This is a genomic window from Bacillus sp. FSL P4-0290 (genome assembly GCF_037975435.1).
GTDB classification, from domain to species: Bacteria; Bacillota; Bacilli; order Bacillales; family Bacillaceae; genus Bacillus; species Bacillus subtilis.
Genome location: NZ_CP150253.1, coordinates 3,732,772 through 3,758,200 on the forward strand (window position 1 = coordinate 3,732,772; position 25,429 = coordinate 3,758,200).

The following is a 25,429-nucleotide window of genomic DNA, read 5'->3' on the forward strand; positions in this document are numbered from 1 at the left end:
CTTTTCTATATTTGTAAAGAAAAAAAGACAAATGTGCCGCTGGCCATCTGCCTTTTTTCAATTATTCTCCGAGGGCAAAAGTCAGTTCTACTTCGCAAACGACTTCGCCATCAACTGTGGCAACGCCTTTTCCGCGCCCGATTGTGCCGCGGGCACGAATGATTTCAACCTCAAGGTGAAGCTGGTCACCAGGCTTGACTTGTTTTTTAAAGCGGCAGTTATCAATGCCTGCAAAAAAAGCCAGTCTGCCGCGGTTTTCTTCTTTAATCAACATCGCAACAGCTCCGACTTGAGCGAGTGCTTCTACGATTAATACGCCGGGCATAACCGGGTACTGAGGAAAATGTCCGTTAAAGAACTCTTCATTAGCGGTTACATTTTTATAGCCTTTTGCCCGTTTGCCCTCTTCAACTTCCGTAATCCGATCCACAAGCAAAAACGGATAACGGTGAGGAATAATTTCTTTAATTTGCTGAGTATCAAGCATTGTCTTGACATCTCCTTCATCTGCATTAGTATGTATAGCAATCATCAAAGATCCAATCTGTACATTTGAAAAGTATATTATGAATTAATCTCTTTTTCAACCGCGCTAAAATGTAACCAACTGTCAATGAGAGCCGTCAAAAGTTATGATATGATAATTATAGATTTTACCAATAGCAAAGAGGTAGGAAAATGATTTCGAAGTTTATTGAAAAAAGAATGCTAAACATGTTAGACGAGTGGTATTCCGCAATGAGCAAACGCAAAATGAATCACGTTTGCACACTGAAAGAGAAAATTGATCAGCACCTTCCAAAGATCAAAAAGAACACAAAACTTTGGATGCGTTATCAATTGTTTCAGGCCCGCCATCAGCTGCTTTTTGAAAACCAGAACGGACTCGATTCATTGTTCGATGACCTATATGGCCTGGAAGACAAAATGGATGATGAATTGAAATATTATCTGTATTTTTTCTCTGGGTTATATGAGATGGTAAAAACAGCTCCGAAACATGCAGTACATCATTTTAAAAAAGCTGAACAGTACCTGGCCGCCATTCAAAATACGTTTGAAGCCGCTGATTTATATTATCAAACCGCCGGCGCCTATTACTTGATGAAATCACCGCCGCTTTCCATCCAATACGTCAAAAAAGCATTACACATCTATTTGCACCAATTCGGCTATATCAAAAAGGTAATCACCTGTAAACTTTTGCTCGCCGTGAATTATATTGATCAAGAACGCTATGAAAAAGCTGAACAGCTTTTCAAAGAAATCATTAAGAAAACCCAGCAACTACATGACGAAAACCTGCTATGCCATGCTTATTATAACCTTGGCTTTTTAAAAGCGACCGAGAAAAAAGACCAGGAAGCGCTTCTTTACTTTAGGAAAGTATTAAAGAATCAAGAATTTGAAATGAATTCACCAGTCTCATATCTTCATTGTGTGTACGAGTCTGTCAGAGCGCTTTTTAAAACAGGGAACATCACAGAAGCTAAAGCCGTCCTTCAAAAAGGAAAAGAATTATCTGAAAAGGTAGACATTCAAACCATTTATTTAAAATTAAAAACGCTTGAAGCCCTCTACACATCAGCCGAAGACCCTTATGACCAGCTGCTCGAATATGTGCTTGAATTAGAAAAAATCGAGGCGTGGGTGGATTTAGAAGTGCTGTTAGAAGATATTACGGAATACTACAAAAAAAAGGACGATTTCGAAAAAGCCGCTTTTTTTATCATGCGCGGCTGATTGAAAAACGCCCATTTTCTTATTATCTGACTGAATTGATTAAACCGAGCATTTGATCTCCCATTGTGATCGTTCTGCTGTTCAGCTGATATGAACGCTGGGACGTGATCAAATCTGTCATTTGTTCTGAAATATCGACATTGGACATCTCAAGTGAGCCCTGCTGCATGCCGATGTTTTGTCTATTAGCGCCGTTTAGCTCTTCAAAAGCTGCCGCATTATCAATAGAGAAAAGGTTATTCCCTTCCGATTTCAGCTCTTGAGGGTTATTCACTTGGACAACGCCAAGATTAAACCGCTGAACCGCGTTTCCATCAGATGCGGTTAAGGTGCCGTTCTTATTGATGGTGATATTCTTCATTGAGCTGTCGATGTTCACTGTATTGCCGTTCTCATCAAGTACGGGATACCCATTTCCAGTGACGAGCTGCAGCTGGTTGGCATTCGCAGCGGACGGCGTTACATACAGCGCCCCGTCCCTCGTATACTGGCGGTTTCCATTTACATTTACCTGAAGATACTGGTATGGAGACGTAAATGCGATATCCAGATCGCGATCGGTCTTCTGAATGCTTCCTTGATCAGAGACCAGGCGTGAATTCATCATCGCTCCGACGCCAAGGCGCAAGCCGGGCGGCGTTTTTCGGGCTTTTGCCACTTCCTCGTTTTTTTCATCAACCTGATCGAATTGCTGTCTGACAAGCTCAGAAAAATTCGTATCTTTTGCCTTATAGCCGGTTGTGTTGCTGTTTGAAAGGTTGCTGCTGATTGTGTCAATCTGCTGCTGCAGCTGGTTTAAGGTTGTTGATGCCGTTAGCATTGACCTGAGCATAGTTGATGTCCCCCGTTTTTTCTTCCGTTATCTTAAATTTTTCCAATTTCATTTGCTGCTTTATCCATACTTTTATCGTAAGCCTGAATAACCTTCTGATTCGCCTCAAACGATCTGTATGCTTCAGTCATTTCTGTATAGGCGCTTGTCACATCCACGTTTGAAAGCTCTGAGACGCCTTGTTTTAATGAATAGGATACCTGATTATTTCCGGCTGCGCTTGGCAGATCATTACCGTCCGCCGTGCTGTACAAATCATTTCCGTCCCGTTTGAGAGTGCGGACATCTTCCGCCATTCTGACATCAATCTGGCCGGCTGTGCGTCCGTTCGTTGTCACAGTACCGTTTTCAGACACAGTGAAATTCTCATTATCAACAGTGATTGGCTGGCGATCCGTCGATAAAATAGGGCGTCCGTTGATCGTCAGCTGGTTGTTCTCGTTTAGTGAAAATGTGCTGCTTTTTGAATAACGGATTCCATCCGCTGTTTGAACAGGATAAAAAAGAGCAGCTTTTTCATTGGTTTCCGCATTCATCGGAACTTGATTTTCAACCAATGCAATGTCTGTAGGCTGGTCTGTGGACTTCAGGCTTCCCTGTGTAAAGAGAGGCTTAAGCTCTTGCATATATACTCCGGTATTCACGGAACCGATTTCCGTCCTCGATGTCCCGGCCGGAGATTTTGATTCTATTCTGCTGAGCAGCATCTCAGGGAACGCGCGCATCGAGCCTTGATCAGCTTTATATCCTGATGTATTTGCGTTAGCAATATTATTTGAAAGCATTTCCGTTCTTCGCTGCTGGGCAATCATAGCGGATGTTGCTGTATATAATCCTTTTAACAAATTTCCCACCTCTAAAAATGGCATTTTTTCCAGTTGTCATATAGGAACATTCGTTCTATAATAAAAACTCAGTATTTTATCCTATTATCGTCATTTAACATCTTTTCGTGAAGGCTTTTTCATAAAAAAACCTCATTCTTTTTGCAGAATGAGGTTTGTGAAATCAGCTTAGTTTGCGTTTAGGAAGCTTGTCCATATTATCAAGCATGACACCTGTGCCGATGGCTACGCAATCCATAGGATTTTCAGCAACGAGGACCGGTACCTTCAGCTCTTCAGCAAGCAGCTGGTCAAGGCCGTTTAAGAGCGCGCCTCCGCCGGTAATAATAACGCCGCGGTCAATAATATCAGCAGAAAGTTCAGGCGGTGTTCTTTCGAGCACTTGTTTCGCAGCCTGAACAATAACAGCGACAGATTCACGAAGGGCTTCTTCAACTTCTTTACTGTTTACTGTAATTGTTCTTGGAAGACCGGAAACCATGTCCCGTCCGCGAATGGAAATTTCCTCGTGACGTGCGTCTGGGAAAACAGTTGCGACTTTAATCTTAATATCCTCCGCAGTACGTTCACCGATCAGCAGCTTGTACTCGCGTTTGATATAATTTAAGATTTCCATGTCAAACTTGTCCCCAGCCATTTTAATAGAAGAGGAGGTGACAATATCGCCCATTGAAATAACCGCGATATCCGTCGTCCCGCCTCCGATGTCTACAACCATGTTACCGCTTGGCTGGAATATTTCCATACCCGCGCCGATAGCGGCAACTTTAGGTTCTTCTTCAAGGTACACATGTTTCCCGCCGCTTTTTTCTGCAGCTTCTTTAATTGCTTTTTGCTCAACGGATGTAATATTCGTCGGGCAGCAAATGAGCATGCGCGGCTTTGAGAACAGGCCTTTTACATTCAGCTTGTTAATAAAATGTTTCAGCATTGCTTCTGTTACTTCAAAGTCAGCAATAACTCCGTCTTTCAGCGGGCGAATCGCAACAATATTCCCAGGTGTACGTCCAACCATTCGTCTTGCCTCTTCGCCAACCGCCAGCACTTTGCCGCTGTTTTTATCAAGTGCAACAACGGAAGGTTCATTCAGAACAATTCCTTTACCTTTAACATGGATCAGTACATTTGCAGTACCGAGGTCAATACCAATATCCCTTGCAAACATCTATTTATATCCTCCTTGAAAATCTGTTTCACAGTAAATATCCACATTGTGCCCTAATTATATATATTATCATAAAATATAGAAAAAAAGTTGGAAGCACAATAAGTTCTTTACAAATTTTTGCGGATGTTTTATGAACGATTTCAAGAAGGCAATGCCAGGTGATTACGATTGCTGAACAGGCTCTCCTTCGAGAATTTCATCTTTTTTATATTTGAGCTTTGTCGCTTCTCCTCCTCTTAAATGCCTGATGGATTTATGATAATCGAGTATTTCTTTCACTTCGTTTGCCAAGTCGGGGTTAATTTCAGGCAGACGCTCTGTTAAATCCTTGTGTACTGTACTTTTGGAAACACCAAATTCCTTCGCAATGACACGAACGGTTTTCTTTGTCTCCACGATGTACTTCCCTATCTTGATTGTTCGCTCTTTGATGTAATCGTGCACACCACTCGACCTCCCTAAAATGGATGTGAGAAGTGTGAAATGAGATCCGTATTCTGTAAAGAGTCGTTCATTATGCCGCTTCTTCGTTGTATGGTTTTAAAAGTAAGTTTGTGAAATATGCCCACGATCCCTCACCTCAAACACTCTCTTTGTTAGGTTTGTAACAGTGTATTAGCATTCTTTTGGGAATATGCTAAAAACTCAATAAGGACAAGGGGTGAAACGAACTTTTTCAGATTCAGCAAACTATTTCGCGTCACTAAATTTTCATCTTTACAACTATTGATCGCTCCTGTAAAATGAAATAAGCAATTAGTTACTTAGGTAAGTTTTTTAGAAGGAGACCGACATGTCCTACGTCAACAGACACCTCATTCATCAAATCAACCAAAGCGCCCGCCTGATTGCCAAGAAAGCCAATGAACAGCTAGAGCCATTCGGCCTTTATTCATCTCAATGGTCAGTTTTATATTGTTTGCGTACGATCGGACCAATGACTCAAAAAGAGATTTGGTCCTATTTAAATGTGGAAGCGCCGACTGTGACTCGGACGATCAAACGCCTGGAGGAGAACGGCTGGGTTCAGAGACGGCAAGGTGAAGACAAACGGGAAAAACTTGTTGTCCTCACAAAAGAAGCCGAGAAAAAATACGAAGAAATCAATGTGAAAATGCTGAAATTCGAGGAAGAGCTGCTTGCAGATTTCCGAGATGAAGATAAAGAAGCTTTTTCTCATTTATTCCGCATGTTTTTACAACAATGAAAATAAGGAAGTGACATACATTTGAAAAAAGCGGATGCGATATGGACCAAGGATTTTATTATGGTCCTGCTTGTCAATTTATTTGTGTTTGTGTTCTTTTATACATTTTTAACTGTATTGCCGATCTATACGCTGCAAGAGCTTGGCGGCACAGAATCACAAGGTGGGCTTTTAATCAGCCTGTTCCTTCTGTCTGCGATCATTACACGGCCTTTCTCCGGAGCCATCGTTGAGCGTTTCGGGAAGAAAAGAATGGCGATTGTATCAATGGCGCTCTTCGCCCTATCATCTTTTCTGTATATGCCGATTCATAACTTTTCCCTGCTGCTCGGATTGCGGTTCTTCCAAGGAATTTGGTTCAGCATTTTAACGACTGTTACAGGTGCAATTGCCGCTGATATTATTCCAGCCAAACGGCGCGGTGAAGGGCTTGGATACTTTGCCATGTCTATGAACCTCGCAATGGCGATCGGACCTTTCCTTGGTCTGAATTTGATGAGAGTGGTAAGCTTTCCTGTATTCTTTACAGCCTTTGCGCTGTTTATGGTTGCGGGCTTACTTGTTTCGTTCTTGATAAAAGTGCCGCAAAGTAAGGACAGCGGTACGACTGTATTCCGTTTTGCGTTCTCGGATATGTTTGAAAAGGGCGCACTCAAAATTGCGACGGTCGGTTTGTTTATTTCTTTCTGTTATTCAACAGTCACATCATATCTGTCTGTATTCGCCAAATCAGTTGACCTTTCGGATATCAGCGGATATTTCTTTGTTTGCTTTGCGGTGACAATGATGATTGCACGCCCGTTCACAGGGAAATTGTTCGACAAAGTCGGACCGGGCATTGTCATTTACCCATCAATCCTGATTTTCTCTGTTGGACTCTGCATGCTGTCCTTCACACATAGCGGCTTAATGCTTCTGCTTTCAGGGGCGGTTATCGGTCTTGGCTACGGATCAATCGTTCCTTGCATGCAAACATTGGCGATTCAGAAATCTCCGGCTCACCGCTCCGGTTTTGCAACGGCAACGTTCTTTACCTTCTTTGACAGCGGAATTGCTGTAGGATCGTATGTATTCGGATTGTTTGTAGCATCTGCCGGCTTCTCTGCCATTTATTTAACAGCGGGGCTGTTCGTTTTAATTGCTCTGCTTCTCTACACGTGGAGCCAGAAAAAACCTGCAGAGGCTGAAGGAAAAGTGTCTATTGCAGAATAAATTTCAGGCTGCCGGGAAATCCCCGGCAGTCTTTTTTACATATAAAAAACGGCGCTCTCTAAGAGAACGCCGCTTATAGCAATTATTCAATGACAGGCCGCGCAGGTGAATCAGGATCTAACGAAAAATCATAGGACGCTTCATCACGAAACATCGGATCGGCATATATGGATTGCTGATCGTTTTTTGTTGCTTTTCGATACGAAGAAAATGAATCATATTCTTTCTTTTTCCACATCCATATGCCGTCTTGATCCGCTTCCTTGTGGTACACGTTATGATTGACCGTATTTCCTTCATTTTCTGTAAAATCGTTTCCGATAAATAATCTGGAATCACCAGCCGTCAATATATTCTTTTCAATTGTGTTGTTTTTCGTATCGTACTGCAGCAGCAGCTGTCCGCCATACAGTCCCTTTGTGTCATTCCGGTACATAATATTGCGGGCAATCAGAGAATTGCTGGTGCCGCCCCGCTTTTTGTCATATCCTCCGATTGAAATACCGGTGTACGCATTGTTGTACACTTTGTTGTCTGTGATCTGAATGGCATTTGCATACTTTCCTTTGTGTTCAGACGTTGCTTCAATCCCAATATCGTTATCGTAAACTGTGTTGTTCTTAATTTCGATATCGTGTCCTCCATCGACATAAATCCCGCCCGCTGAGTATTCATCTCCATAAGCAGGATTGCCGTAAGTCGAGTTTTGATAAACTGTATTGTTTTCTACGACTCCGTTTCGCACGTAATCGTTTTTATCCGCGGTTCCCTCATAACCAATTAGATCAATCCCGATGTTATTATTGTTGCGGACCACATTGCCTGCAACTGTGAAGCCGTCGATATTACCGTTCAGCACAACTGCTTCACTCGCTCCAAGCGTCAGTTTCTCAACTGTATTGTCCTCGATTCGGATGTCTTTCATGCTGCCAGTCCCATAAACTGCGATTCCGTGAGCATTTCCTTCATCCACTGTTGTCTTAATCCCCCGGATGTGATTATCCTTAATGGCGATATGACTGCTGGACCCTGATACATAAATCCCTATAGCAGTTGCTTCCTCAGATGAAACAGAAAGATCTTGAATTGTTAAACCGCTGATGGCAATGTCATGTTTATCGTGAATACGAATAAGCGGTGTTTCATATTCAGCGTTCGCAACGGATTCACCGCTAATCACGACGTTTTCATTTTCATAGTTTCGGAATGTGACAGGCTTTCCGTCCGTACCGCTGTGCTTTACATCAAGGGTCTCATGATACGTGCCCTCCCGAATCATGACAGTTGTGCCGGCAGCAGCCTTCTCAGATGCGTGTGCCAATGTACGAAACGGCTTTTCTTTTGTTCCTTCATTTTGATCACTGCCATTTGGCGAAACATACAGATAATCCCCAGATCCTTCCTCATTCGCTTTTGTCTTATCATAAACGAAAGCGAGGATGACAGACGTTAAAACACCCGCCAAAAGAATAAAATACCATTTTCTCATTTTCGATTCCCATTTCGTTTTAGAATAGATTTCTAAAACCATTATAAATGTTCTATTTATGGAAAACCATTTCAAAAATATGAAAATATACCGTCTAAATAGATCTTATTCAGCCTGGCGGACCTGCGCATGTTCAACTGTTTCAATTGCCAATGATGCAGGCGGGTGAACACGCATCAGAACAATGTAGAAAAGAAAGGAAATCAGCACACCTACAAACCAAGAAATATCGTATAAGCTCTTCAATACAGGAACATACATGCCAATCAGCGAAATCAGCGCTCCTAACATTGTGGCTGCAAACGCACGGTAATTGTAGCCCTTCCAATACACATACCGTCCTGTTTCGGAATACAGGTCATCTACCGAGAGCTCACGTTTGCGAATGATAAAATAGTCGGCCATCATCACGCCTGCCACCGGTCCAAGCATGCCGCCTATTAAGCCAAGAAACGCATAAACGCTTGTCGCGCTCTCCATCAGCTTCCATGGAACCGTAAATAAAGCGAGCAACGCTGTGATAAAGCTGCCACGTTTGAAATTGATATATTTCGGCAGGGCATTCGCTATATCATAAGCGGGCGATACGATGTTCGCCGCGACATTTACAGAGATCGTAGCGATGCAGAGCGTGATCACGGACAAGACGATGACATAAGGGTTATCAAACCGCGCCAAAATATCGACAACATCCCAAATCGGCTCTCCGAACGCGACCTGCGAGCCGGAGGTCACCGTAATACTTGCGAATGCGAACAGCGCAAACGTTCCCGGCAAGCCGTAAAATTGTCCTTTGATTTGCTCTTTTTGTGTTTCAGCAAACCGTGTAAAATCAGGTATATTTAAGATCAATGTCGCCCAGATGCCGATGATGCCAGTAACTCCGGCAGCAAACGGCCAGAATGTTTCTGAAAACGTATGAAACTTTCCTGGTTGAGAGTATATCGGGCCCAATCCTCCGGCAATATCAACGGCCCACCATACCATGCCGCCAAATACCAGATACACTAAAGGCCCTGCCCACACCTCAAAACGTTTAATCGACTCCATGCCGTGATGCAATACGAGTAAATGAATGGCCCAAAAGAATACAAAGGAAAGCAAACCGGACAAGTGAATGCCGAGAATGTTCCACTCGCCGCCAATTTCTCCCCAGCCTGGCCACATATTCAAAAGCAAAATGTTCAGTGCCGTGCTACCCGCAAAGGTCTGGATGCCAAGCCACATGATAGCTGTAAACGCCCTTAGAAGCGCGGGGATATTCGCGCCGTATATCCCGTAAGAAGCCCGAATGATCACGGGAAACGGCAGCCCGTATTTTGTCCCCGCATGGCCGTTTAAGGCAAGAGCGCCAAATAGGATAAGTGATGCCGTAATAATGATCGCCAGCACCTGCCAAGGCGAAAGGCCGATCGCAATTAATCCTCCCACGGTCGCGTAGGTCGGTATGTTATGTATACATCCCATCCAAATGGAGGCAAAGTTCATTGCTTTCCACGTCCGTTTTTCCTGTCCCAAAGGCACCAGATCTTCATTGCTCAGCCTGTTGGATTGCTGCTGACTCTCTTTTAATTTCATAGCCGGCTCCCCTTTCCATATTGTCTATATGTCATCACGTTATGTTTTTTGACATTAGATGTCACTTAATATAACTGAAGAGTCAGACAATAACACTGGCTATGATATACAATTTTCCCGTTTGTATTTGAACAGCTTAAACAAGAAAAAGAGACAGACCTCAGAGCCCGTCTCTTTCTTAAGATGCAGTTTTCATTAATGCAGCAAATCTCACAGCCATTAATAGGCTTGCTCCGCCCGCTATGATCATAATGATTCCCATCATATCAAAATGGGCTGCCGTGATTTCTTTACCAAAAAGAATGCCAAGGATCACCGAAGACAAAATAGATCCTAGGTAACGGCAGGTTTGAAACAGGCCTGAAGTCGTTCCTACCATGTTGGAAGGACTCGTTTTCAGCATCGCTGCCTGAAGCGCGACATTGCCCAGTCCGTAGCCTATACCCAAGAGCGACAGAATGAGCCCTTTACCGATGATCTGGACATTGATAAAAAAGATGGTTAAGAGCACGGCTCCAGCCGTCATCAAAAGTGCTCCCACAAAGATCGGCTTGACGACACCAGATCGGTCGATCCATTTGCCGGTTAGAGGTGACACAACGATGCTCATTCCAGACATAAACAGCATAAACAGGCCGCTCGTTTGAACAGAAAGATGCATTTCATCCTGAAAGTAACTTGGCAAACCAAAAAATAAACAATAGAAGAAAACATTCAATAAAATAAACTGAACATACACGGCTGACAGGTTTCGCTGTGTTTTAAACAGACGGACATCAATAAACGGCTTATCCGTTTTCAGCTCGCGCCAGACAAACGCACAGAGCAGAAGCAAGCCAAGCACACCTTCAACCGCATGCGGCGACGTGCTGAACGACAGCAAAAAGGATAGAAGGAAAATGATTCCCCCGGCAAATAAAACAATTCCAAGAATGTCGAGCTGCTGAATAATGGTTTTGATTCCTGCCCCTTTTTTCTGATCTTTCGGGAACATATACAGGCCCAATAAGAAGCTGAGGATAATAAACGGCAAATTAACGATAAAGATCGCCGGCCAGCCTCCCCATACAATCAAAAAACCGCCGACTGTCGGCCCCAGCGCCGTCATGGCGGACGCAAAAATAGAGAGTACAGCCAAGGCTGAAGCTTGGCGCTCATGAATATGATTCCGAATCAAGCCGACACCTGACGGATAAATCGCGCTGCTCCCCACCGATTGAAACAGCCGCATGACCAATAATGTCATAAACGTCGGCGCAAACGGCGCCCCGATGGCAGAAACCGCAACAAGAATAAGCCCGAATAAAAACAAGCGTTTCCGCCCAATCAAATCACCGAGCTTTCCCGTAACCGGCTGCGCTACGGCACTCGCCAAGTAAAACGAGGAAATCAGCCAGGAAACCGTTGTAAACGAGAGGTGAAACTCATGCTGGATGCTATGGAGCGCAAGAGAGATCATAGACGAGTTCAGCGGATTCAGCATTGTTCCCGAAGCCACCGCTGTTAAAAAAACAGCCCGGCTTTTTTTCGACAACATCATTTCACTTGTTCCAGAAACTCTTCCGTTGTCCGCGATTTACCGATTCTCGGGAAAATAAAGCGCAGTGTGGCTTCATGCTCTTCATCGCTAAATGTGGACATGGCATCTGTAATAAAAATCTGCTGATAGCCAAGCTGAAATGCCTCCCGTGCTGTGCTTTCCACCCCGATATTCGTTGCGATGCCGCACAATACAATCGTATCAATGCCGCGACGTCTCAGCTGCAAGTCTAAATCTGTGCCAAAAAAAGCACCCCATTGCCGTTTTGTCACAGTATAATCGCCATCCTGCACACCGATTTCCGGAACAAATTCGGCCCAGTCCGCAGGCATTTTCCCTGAACCTCCCTGCGCAGGCTCATCCGTTTGCGGCTTCAGGGCGTCCGCTCCATCATGAAAGGCTACATTTACAAAGCTGATGAACCCGTTATGTTTCCGAAATTCATCTACGAGCTTTTTCGCGTTCGGGACAACCTGGCCGCTTTGATCAATCGGCACAATTCCCTTTTGTAAATCAATGATAACCAATGCTGTTTTTTGAAAATCAATGTTGAGTGTATTCATCATACGTCTCCTCCTGATACTGTTAGTGTTTCTCACATTGCATATTTTACTCTTCACACTGCCTAAGTTCTTTTATGATGCTTGTGAAATTCTCAGAAGGAGCGTTTTCTCATGATTTTTCTTTTATGTAGTAGTAACAGGTTGTGCATACGAACAAACCGGCAAGGACAGTAATCATAAGGGGCGTCATCGCTTCATCACCTGCCTGCTGTCTATCGGTTCCTGCCTAAAAATGCCCATGAATTTGCGGCGGTCCATCCAAAGCAGGAGAAGACACATAACCATTAATATCGTGCTAAGATCCTGCACGCCAATATCAAAACAATAGTTAATCAAGACGATGTTCACAATAATGGGCATAAAAATAACCGCCCCTAATGCAGCCGTTCGCGGAATCAGTAATAAAACAGCTGCCAGGATTTCACCAAAACCTATAAACAGTTCATAGACATGAGAATAACCGAAAAATGTCCACGCGATCGTAAACCCCTTCCCGGCAGCCGCCTCGATTTCAGGCGTCACCTCGCCAAACTGGCCAATCACCACTTTCGCCAGACCGTACACGAAAAAATTAAAGGCTAAAAACAATCGGAACGTCGCAGGAATCGACTTGCGTAATGCTCTCCTCAGCCTGCCGCCTTTCTTCATCATACATCCCCCTCAGTGTATTATTTGATGTAGTACACTTAATACAGTATAGAGTATTCTAATTAATGTCAATTCCCTTTTCTGCTCATATGAATAGCTTCTTTTATAGATACAAAGTCTTATATCGTAAAAAATGCCGTTCTCCTTTCTTTCCGTCCCTCGATAACATTTCTCAAAAACCATGTCAGGAAATCTTACATGAAAATGTTTTATCATTCTTTTTTCTCTATAATGAAGAAATATAATAATTGCTTTTTATTCTGAAAGATACGGAGGAATGAGACATGCAAATGGGCGATACAGTTTTTATGTTCTTTTGCGCTTTACTCGTGTGGCTGATGACCCCGGGATTAGCGTTATTTTATGGAGGAATGGTAAAGAGCAAAAATGTGCTGAGCACTGCCATGCACAGTTTCTCTTCCATTGCCATCGTTTCCATCGTTTGGGTGCTGTTCGGATATACACTTGCCTTCGCACCAGGCAATTCAATCATCGGCGGGCTGGAGTGGGCCGGCCTCAAAGGGGTCGGATTTGATCCGGGAGATTACAGCGATACCATCCCCCACTCGTTATTTATGATGTTCCAAATGACGTTCGCCGTTCTGACTACAGCGATTATTTCCGGGGCCTTCGCAGAGCGGATGCGATTCGGCGCTTTTCTTTTATTCTCGGTTTTATGGGCCTCTTTGGTTTACACACCCGTAGCGCACTGGGTATGGGGCGGCGGCTGGATCGGCCAGCTTGGAGCGCTCGATTTCGCTGGCGGCAATGTTGTTCATATTTCCTCCGGGGTGGCAGGACTTGTTCTTGCCATTGTGCTCGGCAAACGGAAAGACGGCACAGCGTCTTCTCCGCATAACCTCATTTACACCTTCTTAGGAGGAGCTTTGATTTGGTTCGGCTGGTTCGGCTTTAACGTCGGCAGCGCTTTGACTTTAGATGGTGTAGCCATGTACGCGTTCATCAACACAAACACCGCGGCTGCAGCCGGGATCGCCGGCTGGATCTTAGTAGAATGGATCATTAACAAAAAACCGACAATGCTCGGAGCGGTATCTGGTGCAATCGCCGGGCTTGTCGCCATTACGCCGGCTGCCGGATTTGTCACACCGTTCGCTTCTATTATTATCGGCATCATCGGCGGGGCAGTTTGTTTCTGGGGCGTATTCTCGCTTAAAAAGAAATTCGGATACGACGACGCGCTTGACGCCTTTGGCCTGCACGGGATCGGCGGCACATGGGGCGGAATCGCAACAGGATTATTCGCAACAACCTCTGTTAACTCAGCGGGCGCAGATGGGTTATTTTACGGTGATGCAAGCTTAATCTGGAAACAAATCGTCGCCATCGCCGCCACTTATGTTTTTGTATTTATTGTCACTTTCGTTATTATTAAATTTGTAAGCCTCTTCCTTCCCCTTCGCGCAACTGAAGAAGAAGAGTCACTTGGGCTTGACTTAACGATGCACGGGGAAAAAGCATATCAAGATTCTATGTGAGGAGTGACGCTATGAGCGGTCAAATGTTCAAGGTAGAAATTGTAACGCGTCCGGCAAATTTTGAAAAGCTGAAGCAGGAACTCGGAAAAATCGGAGTGACCTCTCTGACTTTCTCCAATGTACACGGCTGCGGCCTTCAAAAAGCACATACGGAGCTCTATCGAGGGGTAAAAATAGAAAGCAATGTATACGAGCGTTTAAAAATAGAAATTGTGGTCAGCAAGGTTCCTGTTGATCAAGTGACTGAGACCGCTAAAAGGGTGCTGAAAACGGGATCACCGGGTGACGGTAAAATATTTGTCTATGAAATCAGCAATACGATCAACATCCGCACAGGCGAAGAAGGACCTGAAGCACTTTAATATCGGTACGAGATTCGGACACTCCGGATCTCTTTTTTTGTGCACAGAATCCCCCCCAGAAACCGCGATTCCTCTTCGAATTCTCTTCAAGCGCCGTTATTTCAGACAATCTCTATTTTTATTTGAAACTTTTCATGAGTAAGATTAGTCTACTAAATATAAAAATGTAAAAGGTGATTATTTGAACTACGAAATTTTTAAAGCAATCCATGGACTATCTCATCACAATTCAGTTCTCGATTCCATTATGGTCTTCATCACGGAATATGCCATTGTCGCCTATGCCCTTATCCTATTGGCAATCTGGCTGTTTGGGAACACACAAAGCAGAAAACATGTGCTATACGCAGGCATCACAGGAATTGCAGGCCTTGTGATCAACTATTTGATTACGCTTGTTTATTTCGAACCGCGCCCGTTCGTTGCGCATACAGTGCATACACTGATTCCGCATGCTGCGGATGCTTCATTTCCAAGTGACCACACGACAGGTGCATTAGCGATTTCTATTGCGATGCTTTTCAGAAACCGCAAAATCGGCTGGCCGCTTGTCATTTTTGGGCTTTTGACAGGCTTTTCGAGAATTTGGGTGGGACATCACTATCCGGTAGATGTATTGGGCAGCCTCGTTGTCGCCATCATTATCGGGTTCCTTTTCTTTAGATTTTCAGATCTGCTCCGCCCGTTCGTCGATTTGGTCGTAAGGATTTATGAAACCATTATCAATAAACTGACGAAAAAACCAACCGATCAAAATTTCTAAGAAAGACAAAAGCCGGCGTCTTTAACCAAGACAGCCGGCTTTAATATTTCTCATACATCTCTTGTTTTCTTCGCTTCGCCAACACATATAAACCATAAAACAATCCAATTCCAACAGCATCGATGAGCACATCCCGGATACAACCATTCCTGCTGAAGAAGAGCTGAAGAACTTCTGTGAAAAAAGCAAACGCGAATGAGCCGGCTGCAGCTGATCTTATGCTGCCCCGCTGTTTCCACAGCAAATAGGTCAGCACAAAGAAGGAAAACGCGTGCCCGATTTTTTGAATAAGCGCTTCAGGTATAGCAAGCTCTGTAAAATCCATGTCTAAAAAACGAGACATATCAGGGTGCGGCTGAAAATGAAAAGCCACCGTTTGTGACACGACCATGCCGCTGAAGCTTTCCGTACAGACAGAGAGCAGGATAAAAAAGATCCAGCCTGCGAGCAATAGGCGGTTCATGACATAACCTCCTTTATAACGTACGTGCCTACATGTAACTACATAGACGGTAAAACAAAGCAAAAAGTAACAGAAAAAAACGCCCATCACAAGGATAGACGTTTTATTCATTAAGACTGTTCAGTGTCTTCTGTTGTGCTGCTTTCTTTAGAACCAGATTTGTCAGTCGAATCATCCTTTTTCTCACCGGATTTTTCTTCTGTTCCTTTTTCAGTTGATCCGTCCTTTTTCTCGGAAGATTGCTGAATGGATTCTTCTGTTTCTTGGGTGGCAGCTTTTTCTTCAGCAGCTGCTGCTTTTTCAATAGAAGAAACTGGTTTGTCCATAAAGTTTAACGGATTCATTGCGACCCCATCTTTACGGATTTCAAAGTGCACGTGGTTTCCGCTGTCTTCACTGTAAAGGTTCTTGCCAGATTTTCCGATCACTTGATTTTGTTTTACTTTGTCACCTTGCTCAACGCTTACTTCGGAAAGAGATTGATACACAGTCGATAAACCGTCGGCATGTTCTACTTCCACAACATATCCCAGCACTGGATCTTTTTCAGCTTTAACAACCGTACCGCTCAGAGAAGCAGAGACATCGAAATCTTTCCCGTCTTTCTCAGCTAAGTCAATTCCTTTGCTTAGGCTGTACGTGTTATTATAGGTAACGAGTGCTGCTTCTTTCTCTTCTTTTGCGGCATCGGTTTCATAGAACTTTTTCACAACAGAAACGTTTTCAGAATCAACAACCGGCATTGCGACATTTTCCATTGACTTTCCTACTTCAACTGCATCGTCGTTGTTGTCATATGCGGATTTTCCGCCGTTATCAGCCAACTGATCCTTTACCTCATCATTTGAAACTGATTGATACCAAAGGACAGCTGTTAAAATGACGGCCGCACTGACTAAGTAAATTGCAGGGAACACCCAGCGTTTACGAAAAAACTGCTGAAGTTTTTTGACTTGAGAAGTTTTCTTTTCTTCCTCTCTCATTGTTTCATCACCTCAGCAACATTCTGAACACTTTTCTGAAAATATATACAACCTATCCAAAAAAACTTTTTTAGATGTAGTTTGCACAGACTGAACGAAAATATGTATTTTTTTTGAGAGGAGTGCCAAAAACGTATGAACATGACATTGCGTCTTGCTGAACATAAAGACTTGGAGGCTGTTGTGGCGATTTATAATTCAACGATTGCTTCTCGAATGGTAACAGCCGATACCGAACCGGTAACTCCTGAAGACCGGATGGAATGGTTTTTGGGACATACAGAGTCACGCCCGCTCTATGTGGCCGAGGACGAAAACGGAAACGTCGCTGCCTGGATCAGCTTTGAAACATTTTATGGAAGGCCAGCCTATAATAAAACAGCGGAGGTCAGCATATACATTGACGAAGCATGCCGCGGCAAAGGTGTTGGATCATATTTGCTTCAAGAAGCGCTCCGCATTGCCCCGAATCTTGGCATCCGCTCACTTATGGCCTTCATTTTCGGGCATAATAAACCAAGCCTGAAGCTGTTTGAAAAGCACGGGTTTGCAGAATGGGGACTATTCCCCGGCATCGCCGAAATGGACGGAAAAAGATACGATTTAAAAATTTTAGGGAGAGAGCTTTCATGATTAGTCTGGATAAAGATGAAAACGAAATTGAAAATCATAATGAAGAAAATAGCCTTGTTGAACAGGAGACCCGCCAGCTGAGCGCCTCCGCTGTCAAGTCGCTATCCGACATTGCCAAGTGGGGCAAAATTTCTGGCATCTTGTTAATCATTATGGGATCGCTTGTCACTCTGTCTGCTTTGATGACAGTGATTGGCGCCATCCCGGGCGTACTGCTCATTATATCAGGCGTATTTTTGATGCGCTCAGCAAAAGCAGCCGCGGAAGCCGAAGGAAATCTAGCCGGCAGCGCTGGCGAAAGCATGCTTGAAAATTACGGGACATTTATAAAAATGCAGCTGTTTTATGCAGCATCCAGTATCGTTACTGTCCTGATCGGGATCATTGTAGCCATTTTCGTGCTGGTGGTAATCGGCATTGCTGCTTTTGAGAACACGCCTTCGTATGAAGATCCGGATTCCTATTATTATGAGGATGATCCGGTGTTTGAATAATGATGAGACAGGACAGGGCATGCGTTCCATATAAACGGAACCATGCCTATTTTATTTGACTATTCAAAGCAGGCCGGCGTAAACACCAAATCCTGAAGCAAGCATACAATAGACATCTCTAGTAGTGGAAATCAACAAAGCAACGCTGTTACCCAGAAATGAATATCAAAAAAACGGATGAAGTCGGAATCAATCCGAAACCGCACTTTTTATTTCGGGTGTCTGCATGCAAAAAAACACACCCGGATCGTCTGGAAAATCCCAGAAATCCGGGTGCATCTCTTCTTTAATACATTTTTTTGCGTCTGTCTTCCTCAGTCAAAAATTCAACAAAACTCCGCATCGCAAAAGGCTCTTCCTTTATTTGTCGTGCGTAGGAGCTTTTCCGCTCTTCTGAAAGGATTTCGCTCTTTTTGATCCTGTTCAGCATATAGATGTGAACCGTTTTTTGGATTTGTTTATGCTGATAGCCTGCCTCTTTAAAAAATGCGAGCCCGAGCGCCGCCAAAATGGCGAATATGCCTGCGCTGATCAGGGACTCCCTGTCAGCTGAAGCATGAAATAGAAAAGCAGCTAAATTAAAGAGAGAGAACGCAGCAAGCGGAATAGCAAGAAAACGGTAAATGACGGTTTTTTTCATGAAAGGCTGTACGGCCTTTTGAATTTTTTGCATTTCTGTTTGTGAACCCCGGCATTTGTTCGACTCTGTAAAAGTTCATATAATCCTCCCCCTTTATTTGATGTTTCAAGCTTCACGAACGTTACATATGTGTTTATTTTAACGCAGGTGCAAGCTGGTTTTAAAGAAATCTGCCCGTATTTTTCACGAAGAATCTGGATCGCCGCTCTTTATTCTTTTAAAATGTGAGTGTTATAATTTGTAATGGGAATCAGATCACTGTTATTCATGGAATACTAATGGCAATCTTCTTGATAAATATGAATGAGCGGGGTTACAAAGTGAGTATTTCTTCCATCCTTTTATCACTTTTTTTCATTTTAAATATTCTTTTGGCCATCATTGTCATCTTCAAAGAACGGCGCGATGCCAGTGCATCTTGGGCGTGGCTGCTTGTTCTTTTCTTTATTCCCGTTTTAGGCTTTATTTTATACTTATTATTCGGCCATAATCTCAGACGCAAGCATTTGTTTCAATGGGAAGACCGGAAAAAGATTGGAATTGAAAGGCTGCTGAAGCATCAGCTTGAAGATTTAGAAACCAAGCAATTCCAGTTTAACAACCGGGCAACCTTTGATAACAAAGATTTAATTTATATGCTGATTATGAATAACCATGCTGTGTTTACAGAGGATAATTCAGTTGACGTCATTACAGATGGACGGGATAAATTTCAGCGGCTGCTGAGTGACATTTCAAAGGCTAAGGATCATATCCATTTACAGTATTATATTTATAAAGGCGATGAATTAGGCAAAAAATTGCGGGACGCTCTCATCCAAAAGGCAAAAGAAGGTGTTCAGGTCAGAGTGCTTTATGATGAACTCGGGTCCAGAACGCTGAGAAAAAAGTTTTTTAAAGAGCTTCGCGAGGCTGGCGGGCATGTGGAGGTCTTTTTCCCGTCAAAGCTCAGGCCGATTAACCTGCGGCTGAATTACCGAAACCATCGAAAGCTTGTGATCATAGACGGAATGACCGGTTATGTCGGAGGCTTTAACGTCGGAGATGAGTATCTAGGGCTTAATCCGAAATTCGGTTATTGGCGGGATACGCATATCCGACTGCAAGGAACGGCCGTGCACGCCATCCAAACACGATTCATCCTTGACTGGAACCAAGCTTCTCATCACCATACGCTGACATATATTCCAAATCACTTTCCTGATTACGGCCCAAAAGGCAACGTCGGGATGCAGATTGTCACAAGCGGCCCTGATTCGGAATGGGAACAAATTAAAAATGGCTACATCAAAATGATTTCGAACGCCAAGCGTTCCATTTTGATACAAACACCTTATTTTATCCCAGATGCAAGCCTGCTGGATGCTTTAAGGATCGCTTGCCTTTCGGGCATTGACGTTAACATTATGATTCCGAACAAGCCCGATCACGCCTTTGTATACTGGGCGACACTTTCGTATATCGGCGATCTGCTGAAAGCCGGAGCCACTGTCTATATTTACGATAACGGCTTTATTCACGCGAAAACCATCGTGGTGGATGACGAAATCGCTTCAGTCGGCACAGCGAACATTGATGTCCGAAGCTTCAGGCTGAATTTTGAGGTTAATGCATTTATTTACGATATCACCATTGCTAAAAAACTGGTTTCAACTTTTAAAGAAGATTTGCTAGTATCCAGAAAATTCACCTATGAGGAGTATCTGCAGCGCCCGTTGTGGATTCGAATAAAAGAATCCGTCTCGCGGCTGTTGTCGCCGATCTTATAAGATGCGAAAACCCCCAGCCTTTACGGCCGGGGGTTTTCCTGATGGTCACAGTAAATGATGATCGCCTCCCGCAAAAAAGCGGCAAGACCTTCTCCATATTGATTGATTGAATCGGTAAATCGCTCGTCAGTGATATACACTTCCCCGAGTCCTCTGAAAATGTCGAGTGTGCAATCGTAATGATATTGGCAAATATGATCGCGAAATGCCCCCACTGCGGCCTGAACCTCTGCATCATCGGGCCCATGCTTCATTCGCGCCGCAATTCGTCTGTAAATCGAATCAAATTCAGCCATGATCGAGCGCCAATCATCTGCCGAGTATGCAGATGTCCTTTTCTCTGTTTCTTCTGCGATTTCCTTTCCATACAGCTTTCTGACTTCATCAGCGTATGTCTGCTGGTGCTCTTCAATGTCTTTCATGCTTAATCCGGCAAATAAATCTCTCTTATTCATCGTTTCCCCTCCATCAACGGACAAAAGCGTCCTGTCAATTGTTTGAATCATCTCATCCATTCTTTGTTTTTTCTTCATCAATATCTCCTTTTGCGACTGAAGTGCCGCTTTCCGGTCAAAATTCGGATGATCCAGCATCTCTTTAATCTCATCCAGACGAAACCCGATTTCCTTGAAAAATAAAATCTGCTGCAGTCTTTCCAGGTCTGCGTCACTGTACAAACGATACCCAGCATCAGTAAGCGCTGAAGGATTCAGAAGCTCAATATTGTCATAGTGATGAAGCGTCCGAATGCTAACGCCTGATATCTCCGCCACTTGTTTAACTTGATATTTCATACATAACACCTCCTCTTTTTTATCGTAAACAATCACGCAACGTTAGGGTCAATCCCCAAAATGTTATTTTCTATATACAAAACTTCTCACAAATAGTGTATAAAAGAAAAGTGAGTATTTTTTTGTAAAGGGGAGCCAGTATACATGAATCCTGAAACAATGAACAAAACCCTCATCAGCATTTCGAAATGGGGAAAAGCTACAGGCATTTTATTTATTATTATGGGCGCAATTACCGCGCTTTCAGGCGCGTTCTTTTTTCTAATCGGTGCCGTGCCAGGCGTACTGCAAATTATTTCCGGTATCTTTTTGATGAGGTCAGCTAGGGAAGCAGGCCAAATGGCTGAACACAATAGCGGACAGTCTGAAGACTTAATGCTGGAGAATTACGCGAAATTCGTAAAGATGCAAGGGATTTATTTGATCGTAAGCATTGCTGTATCCATTCTTGCGATTATCGCCTTCTTCATCTTTTTAATGCTTGGGATTGCTGATGGCCTTTTCAGCGATACGTACAGCACTTATTAATGAGAAAAACCCGGAGCTGGCTCCGGGTTTTTTATTATTCCGCTTCGCTTACCACTGTGAAGCGTTCATTTTTGTGTTCGGGATGTTCAAGCTCGTCCAACACGGCAATGGCATAATCTGCATAGCTGATATAGCTGCCGCCTTTTGCATTTACGATGACATTGTCTTTTCCTTTTTGGTAAGAGCCAGTCCGTTTTCCTGCTGGATCAAAAAATGCCGCAGGACTGAGGAACGTCCAGGAAATGGAGTCTGTCTGCTGCAAATCTTTCAGGTTCTCGCCTTGATTTGATGCAGTTGGCAAATATTCTTTCGGAAATTCCGGCGTATCCATTAAACGGGTTGTTTTGGCTTCATCAACAAACAGGCTTCCCGCTCCGCCAACAACAAGCAATCTTGTGTGCTTCGCGTCCTTTAAAATGCTGATGAGTGCTCTTCCTGCTTCAACATGAAGATGTTCTTGGCCGGGTGCTGCTCCAAAAGCGTTTACGACCGCGTCGAAAGGCTTGATGTCTTCCACAGTCAGTTCAAACACATCTTTCTCCAAAACCGCTACGTCCTGCTCCTGCACTTTTGAAGCGTTTCTGACGATGGCTGTCACTTCATGGTCTCTTGTTTTCGCTTCTTTCAAAATCTCGTTTCCCGCTTTCCCGCTTGCGCCTATAATACCAATTTTCATTTTTCATTTCCTCCTTATTTGTAACAATTTTAGTTACATGTTAGCGGTGAGAAGTCATCCCTTTTGATTAAAAGAGATGATTCATAACATCTTTTAATGACTTGCTTGCCAGTTCATTTTCCATCGCTCTTTGCACACTTTCAAACGTTTCATCCAGAGCGTTCTGAATTTTTTTCCCTACCGGACATTTCGGATTCGGGTTTTCATGAACCGCAAAGAGTTCTTCTTGCTTTTGGACAGCCCGGTACACTTCTAAAAGAGAAATATCAGCAGGATCTTTTTTGAGGCTTGCACCCGGCACCCCGGCGCGTGATGTGAGAATATCAGCTTTTTTCAGCAGGCTGATCATTCTTCGCACAACTACCGGATTCGTGTTGACACTGTCTGCAATGATTTCTGAAGATGTTTTTTCATCCATCGAGATGAGGGATAAAATATGAATGGCAACAGCAAGACGGCTGTTAATCATGTTTTTTCACCACCGTTGTAACTATAATAGTTACATTTGATTCGTTTGTCAACATCTAATATACACTAAATACACGGGTTTTGTGCACCGTTTTTAGTCAATAGAACGGCCGGATGCACTCCGGCCGCGTCTTATCAGAATAAGAAATATCTTTGTCCAAGGGGGACATAATCGACAGGCTGGCAAGACAATTCCTCCCCGTCAGCAAAGACCTGATAGGTTTTTGGATCAATCTCAATCTTCGGCAAAGCCGAATTCAGCTTCATATCCAGCTTGCTCAGCTTTCTGATATTTTTGACTGGAGAAATCCTTTTTTCCAGCCCTAAGCTTTCCGCCACACCACGCTCTATGCTTGCCTGAGACATAAATGTAATCGAGGTTGAGCGGTTGGCTTTTCCGTAAGACGCATACATTTGGCGCATGAAAACCGGTTCAGGAGTCGGGATGGACGCGTTCGGATCTCCCATTTGCGCACGTGCAATCATGCCGCCCTTTAAGACCAGTTCCGGTTTTACGCCGAAAAATACCGGGTCCCACAGAACGAGATCAGCAAGCTTCCCTTTTTCCACCGAGCCGACTTCATGGCTGAGCCCGTGCGTAATTGCCGGATTAATCGTGTATTTGGCAATGTACCGTTTTGCGCGCACATTGTCATTTCCGTTTTCGCCGGCAAGAGCGCCGCGCTGTTTTTTCATTTTATCGGCTACCTGCCATGTTCGGATGATCACTTCACCGACCCGCCCCATCGCTTGGGAATCCGATGATGTCATGCTGATCGCACCGATATCATGGAGAATATCCTCCGCGGCAATCGTCGCAGCCCTGATTCTGGAATGGCTGAACGCCACATCTTCAGGCACTTTCGCATCTAAATGGTGGCAGACCATCATCATGTCAAGATGCTCATCCATCGTATTAACGGTATAAGGAATGGTTGGCGTTGTAGATGACGGCAGAATGTTCGCGTAAGAAGCGAGCTTCATAATATCCGGGGCATGGCCGCCGCCTGCACCTTCAATGTGATAAGTATGAATGACCCGGTCCCCGATCGCGTCGAGCGTGTTTTCCAAAAAGCCCGCTTCGTTAAGCGTATCGGTATGGATGGCAACTTGAATATCAGCCTCGTCCACGACTTCCATACACGTTTTAATGGCGCTTGGCGTCGTGCCCCAGTCTTCATGAAGCTTAAGGCCGATGGCGCCTGCTTCCACCTGCTCGATCAGCGGCGCTTTATCGGATGCATTCCCTTTTCCTAAGAAGCCGACATTGATCGGAAACTCCTCGGCCGCTTCCAGCATCCTTGCCATATACCACGCGCCGGATGTACATGTTGTCGCTTTGCTGCCTGTTGCGGGTCCTGTTCCGCCTCCCAAAAGGGTTGTCACACCCGAAGAAAGCGCAACTTCCATCTGCTGAGGACAAATAAAATGAATGTGCGTGTCCACTCCCCCGGCTGTTAAAATTTTGCCTTCACCGGAAATCACCTCTGTCCCCGCTCCGATGACCATGTGCGGATCGACTCCATCCATGATATCAGGATTTCCGCTTTTTCCGACACCGACAATCCGGCCGTCTTTCACACCGACATCCGCTTTGACAATGCCTGTGTAATCCAATAGCACGACGTTGGTGATAACTAAATCCAAAGCGCCGTCCTTCCCTGTGATTCTGCCGTTTTGGCCCATGCCGTCGCGGATTGTTTTTCCGCCGCCAAAGATCATTTCTTCACCGTATACTGTGAAATCCTTTTCGACTTCGATCCATAAATCCGTGTCGCCCAATCTGATTTTATCGCCCGTTGTCGGGCCAAACAGTTCCGCATATTCCTCCCGTGACATTTTCATCGGATTACACCCTCCATCCAGCCGGCTTGTTTTAAGTTGGCCAACGTTTTTTCTTTGCCGCGTTCATCGATAAACGTGTCGGCCATTCCGTTCAGCCCTTTAATTGTCTTGCGTCCTCTGATTTCCACTAGTGAGACCGTTTTCTGCTCTCCCGGCTCAAAACGGACCGACGTGCCTGATGGAACATCAAGACGCATGCCTATCGCCAGTTCACGGTCAAATAATAAAGCCCCGTTGGCCTCCGCAAAATGAAAATGCGAACCGACTTGAATGGAGCGTGATCCGGTGTTTTTTACCGTTACCTCCCGTATCTCACGGCCTTCATTAATCGTAATGGTTCCCTCAGCAATTTGAAATGCTCCCGGCTTCATGACTTCACCTCCGCAGAAATTGGCTGATGTACCGTAACAAGCTTTACTCCATCCGGAAATGTGGCCTCCACCTGAATGCTGTCCAGCATCTTAGGGACACCCTCCATCACATCTTTTTCCGTTAATACATGGCGGCCGGCTTCCATCAGCTCTGCTACTCCCTTCCCATCACGTGCGCCTTCCATAATAAAGCAGGTGATATAAGCAGCAGCCTCAGGATAGTTCAGCAGAACGCCCCGCGCCTTTCGCTGTTTGGCTAATTCCCCCGCTGCAAAAATGAGCAATTTCTCTTGTTCAACCGGTGTCAGTTTCATCT

30 protein-coding genes and 1 pseudogene are annotated in these 25,429 nt (G+C 44.3%); 11 read left to right on the forward strand and 20 right to left on the reverse strand.

The window, feature by feature from the left end; translation table 11 throughout:
• Nucleotides 1-61 precede the first annotated feature (61 nt).
• Nucleotides 62-487 carry a 3-hydroxyacyl-ACP dehydratase FabZ gene (gene fabZ, locus MKY10_RS19520; RefSeq protein ID WP_003221796.1) on the reverse strand — a complete coding sequence of 142 codons (426 nt, stop codon included), beginning with the start codon at nt 485-487 and terminating at the stop codon, nt 62-64.
• A 191-nt stretch (nt 488-678) separates the two neighbouring features.
• Here fabZ and rapD point away from each other — a divergent pair, with 191 nt between their 5' ends.
• The gene (gene rapD, locus MKY10_RS19525) at nt 679-1,743 is read left to right on the forward strand and encodes an aspartate phosphatase RapD (RefSeq protein ID WP_029726041.1); all 1,065 of its coding nucleotides are present in this window, start codon (nt 679-681) and stop codon (nt 1,741-1,743) included.
• A gap of 22 nt (nt 1,744-1,765) precedes the next feature.
• Here the strand turns inward: rapD and flhP are convergent, their stop codons facing one another.
• The 5 genes from flhP to MKY10_RS19550 all read right to left on the reverse strand — a co-directional run bounded on the left by flhP (nt 1,766) and on the right by MKY10_RS19550 (nt 5,157).
• Entirely contained in the window at nt 1,766-2,575 is an 810-nt protein-coding gene (gene flhP, locus MKY10_RS19530) for a flagellar hook-basal body complex protein FlhP (protein WP_014478212.1), read from the reverse strand.
• Nucleotides 2,576-2,607: 32 nt separating this feature from the next.
• Nucleotides 2,608-3,420: a flagellar hook-basal body complex protein FlhO gene (gene flhO / locus MKY10_RS19535; protein ID WP_048654786.1), complete on the reverse strand. Its 813-nt coding sequence runs from the start codon at nt 3,418-3,420 to the stop codon at nt 2,608-2,610.
• A gap of 163 nt (nt 3,421-3,583) precedes the next feature.
• Entirely contained in the window at nt 3,584-4,585 is a 1,002-nt protein-coding gene (gene mbl, locus MKY10_RS19540) for a cell shape-determining protein Mbl (protein WP_003227776.1), read from the reverse strand.
• A gap of 165 nt (nt 4,586-4,750) precedes the next feature.
• Nucleotides 4,751-5,032 carry a sporulation transcriptional regulator SpoIIID gene (gene spoIIID / locus MKY10_RS19545; protein WP_003221804.1) on the reverse strand — a complete coding sequence of 94 codons (282 nt, stop codon included), beginning with the start codon at nt 5,030-5,032 and terminating at the stop codon, nt 4,751-4,753.
• A 14-nt stretch (nt 5,033-5,046) separates the two neighbouring features.
• Entirely contained in the window at nt 5,047-5,157 is a 111-nt protein-coding gene (locus MKY10_RS19550) for a protein usd (RefSeq protein WP_010886628.1), read from the reverse strand.
• A 224-nt stretch (nt 5,158-5,381) separates the two neighbouring features.
• On the opposite strand from MKY10_RS19550, the gene MKY10_RS19555 reads away from it, so the two are divergent.
• Together MKY10_RS19555 and MKY10_RS19560 are read left to right on the forward strand one after the other, a co-directional pair.
• Nucleotides 5,382-5,795: a MarR family transcriptional regulator gene (locus MKY10_RS19555; RefSeq protein WP_003227771.1), complete on the forward strand. Its 414-nt coding sequence runs from the start codon at nt 5,382-5,384 to the stop codon at nt 5,793-5,795.
• A 21-nt stretch (nt 5,796-5,816) separates the two neighbouring features.
• On the forward strand, nt 5,817-7,007 hold the full coding sequence (locus tag MKY10_RS19560) for an MFS transporter (protein WP_003227769.1): 1,191 nt from the start codon (nt 5,817-5,819) through the stop codon (nt 7,005-7,007).
• Nucleotides 7,008-7,089: 82 nt separating this feature from the next.
• On the opposite strand, the gene MKY10_RS19565 is transcribed toward MKY10_RS19560, so the two are convergent.
• From MKY10_RS19565 to MKY10_RS19585, 5 genes are all read right to left on the reverse strand, one after another.
• Nucleotides 7,090-8,496 carry a right-handed parallel beta-helix repeat-containing protein gene (locus tag MKY10_RS19565; protein ID WP_339225985.1) on the reverse strand — a complete coding sequence of 469 codons (1,407 nt, stop codon included), beginning with the start codon at nt 8,494-8,496 and terminating at the stop codon, nt 7,090-7,092.
• A gap of 105 nt (nt 8,497-8,601) precedes the next feature.
• On the reverse strand, nt 8,602-10,074 hold the full coding sequence (gene pucI, locus MKY10_RS19570; RefSeq protein ID WP_003243156.1) for an allantoin permease: 1,473 nt from the start codon (nt 10,072-10,074) through the stop codon (nt 8,602-8,604).
• A 178-nt stretch (nt 10,075-10,252) separates the two neighbouring features.
• Complete coding sequence (locus MKY10_RS19575) at nt 10,253-11,611, reverse strand: MFS transporter (RefSeq protein WP_015251034.1); 1,359 nt, start codon at nt 11,609-11,611, stop codon at nt 10,253-10,255.
• Nucleotides 11,611-12,180, reverse strand: coding sequence for a hydrolase (locus MKY10_RS19580; protein WP_015251033.1), 570 nt, complete (start codon nt 12,178-12,180; stop codon nt 11,611-11,613). The genes MKY10_RS19575 and MKY10_RS19580 overlap by 1 nt, the downstream gene beginning before the upstream one ends.
• A 183-nt stretch (nt 12,181-12,363) precedes the next feature.
• Nucleotides 12,364-12,828, reverse strand: a complete 465-nt coding sequence (locus MKY10_RS19585; RefSeq protein WP_015251032.1) for a hypothetical protein — start codon at nt 12,826-12,828, stop codon at nt 12,364-12,366.
• A 281-nt stretch (nt 12,829-13,109) separates the two neighbouring features.
• Between MKY10_RS19585 and amtB the strand changes: the two genes are divergently transcribed.
• The 3 genes from amtB (at nt 13,110) to bcrC (ending at nt 15,449) form a co-directional block, all read left to right on the forward strand.
• Complete coding sequence (gene amtB / locus MKY10_RS19590; protein ID WP_015251031.1) at nt 13,110-14,324, forward strand: ammonium transporter AmtB; 1,215 nt, start codon at nt 13,110-13,112, stop codon at nt 14,322-14,324.
• 11 nt (nt 14,325-14,335) lie between these two features.
• Complete coding sequence (locus MKY10_RS19595) at nt 14,336-14,686, forward strand: P-II family nitrogen regulator (RefSeq protein WP_003221829.1); 351 nt, start codon at nt 14,336-14,338, stop codon at nt 14,684-14,686.
• Nucleotides 14,687-14,867: 181 nt separating this feature from the next.
• On the forward strand, nt 14,868-15,449 hold the full coding sequence (gene bcrC / locus MKY10_RS19600; protein ID WP_024573494.1) for an undecaprenyl-diphosphate phosphatase BcrC: 582 nt from the start codon (nt 14,868-14,870) through the stop codon (nt 15,447-15,449).
• A 40-nt stretch (nt 15,450-15,489) separates the two neighbouring features.
• Here the strand turns inward: bcrC and MKY10_RS19605 are convergent, their stop codons facing one another.
• On the reverse strand, nt 15,490-15,912 hold the full coding sequence (locus MKY10_RS19605; protein ID WP_029726047.1) for a VanZ family protein: 423 nt from the start codon (nt 15,910-15,912) through the stop codon (nt 15,490-15,492).
• Between the two features lie 110 nt (nt 15,913-16,022).
• Nucleotides 16,023-16,895 carry a stage II sporulation protein spoIIQ gene (gene spoIIQ, locus MKY10_RS19610; protein ID WP_029726048.1) on the reverse strand — a complete coding sequence of 291 codons (873 nt, stop codon included), beginning with the start codon at nt 16,893-16,895 and terminating at the stop codon, nt 16,023-16,025.
• A gap of 141 nt (nt 16,896-17,036) precedes the next feature.
• On the opposite strand from spoIIQ, the gene MKY10_RS19615 reads away from it, so the two are divergent.
• From MKY10_RS19615 to MKY10_RS19625, 3 genes are all read left to right on the forward strand, one after another.
• Complete coding sequence (locus MKY10_RS19615; protein WP_072692832.1) at nt 17,037-17,528, forward strand: GNAT family N-acetyltransferase; 492 nt, start codon at nt 17,037-17,039, stop codon at nt 17,526-17,528.
• On the forward strand, nt 17,525-18,022 hold the full coding sequence (locus tag MKY10_RS19620) for a DUF5362 family protein (RefSeq protein ID WP_029726050.1): 498 nt from the start codon (nt 17,525-17,527) through the stop codon (nt 18,020-18,022). Before MKY10_RS19615 ends, MKY10_RS19620 begins: the two co-directional genes overlap by 4 nt.
• A 158-nt stretch (nt 18,023-18,180) precedes the next feature.
• Nucleotides 18,181-18,312, forward strand: a complete 132-nt coding sequence (locus MKY10_RS19625) for a hypothetical protein (protein ID WP_032678712.1) — start codon at nt 18,181-18,183, stop codon at nt 18,310-18,312.
• Here MKY10_RS19625 and MKY10_RS19630 read toward each other — a convergent pair.
• Nucleotides 18,309-18,741 (reverse strand): annotated as a pseudogene (locus MKY10_RS19630) (YwnF family protein). The gene MKY10_RS19625 and the pseudogene MKY10_RS19630 overlap by 4 nt on opposite strands.
• Before the next feature lie 241 nt (nt 18,742-18,982).
• On the opposite strand from MKY10_RS19630, the gene cls reads away from it, so the two are divergent.
• Entirely contained in the window at nt 18,983-20,431 is a 1,449-nt protein-coding gene (gene cls / locus MKY10_RS19635; RefSeq protein ID WP_003243311.1) for a cardiolipin synthase, read from the forward strand.
• Nucleotides 20,432-20,451: 20 nt separating this feature from the next.
• On the opposite strand, the gene mta is transcribed toward cls, so the two are convergent.
• Entirely contained in the window at nt 20,452-21,225 is a 774-nt protein-coding gene (gene mta, locus MKY10_RS19640) for a transcriptional activator Mta (RefSeq protein WP_032722680.1), read from the reverse strand.
• Nucleotides 21,226-21,369: 144 nt separating this feature from the next.
• Between mta and MKY10_RS19645 the strand changes: the two genes are divergently transcribed.
• Entirely contained in the window at nt 21,370-21,753 is a 384-nt protein-coding gene (locus MKY10_RS19645; protein WP_003227738.1) for a DUF5362 family protein, read from the forward strand.
• 34 nt (nt 21,754-21,787) lie between these two features.
• On the opposite strand, the gene MKY10_RS19650 is transcribed toward MKY10_RS19645, so the two are convergent.
• From MKY10_RS19650 to ureA, 5 genes are all read right to left on the reverse strand, one after another.
• A complete protein-coding gene (locus tag MKY10_RS19650) occupies nt 21,788-22,429 on the reverse strand; it encodes an NAD(P)-dependent oxidoreductase (protein WP_014481167.1) in 642 nt (213 codons plus the stop codon).
• A gap of 67 nt (nt 22,430-22,496) precedes the next feature.
• Nucleotides 22,497-22,898 carry an Rrf2 family transcriptional regulator gene (locus MKY10_RS19655; protein WP_003227734.1) on the reverse strand — a complete coding sequence of 134 codons (402 nt, stop codon included), beginning with the start codon at nt 22,896-22,898 and terminating at the stop codon, nt 22,497-22,499.
• A 134-nt stretch (nt 22,899-23,032) separates the two neighbouring features.
• Nucleotides 23,033-24,742, reverse strand: a complete 1,710-nt coding sequence (gene ureC / locus MKY10_RS19660; protein ID WP_014481168.1) for an urease subunit alpha — start codon at nt 24,740-24,742, stop codon at nt 23,033-23,035.
• On the reverse strand, nt 24,739-25,113 hold the full coding sequence (gene ureB / locus MKY10_RS19665; protein ID WP_015251023.1) for an urease subunit beta: 375 nt from the start codon (nt 25,111-25,113) through the stop codon (nt 24,739-24,741). The genes ureC and ureB overlap by 4 nt, the downstream gene beginning before the upstream one ends.
• Nucleotides 25,110-25,427, reverse strand: coding sequence for an urease subunit gamma (ureA, locus tag MKY10_RS19670; protein ID WP_046160948.1), 318 nt, complete (start codon nt 25,425-25,427; stop codon nt 25,110-25,112). The genes ureB and ureA overlap by 4 nt, the downstream gene beginning before the upstream one ends.
• Nucleotides 25,428-25,429: the final 2 nt, after the last annotated feature.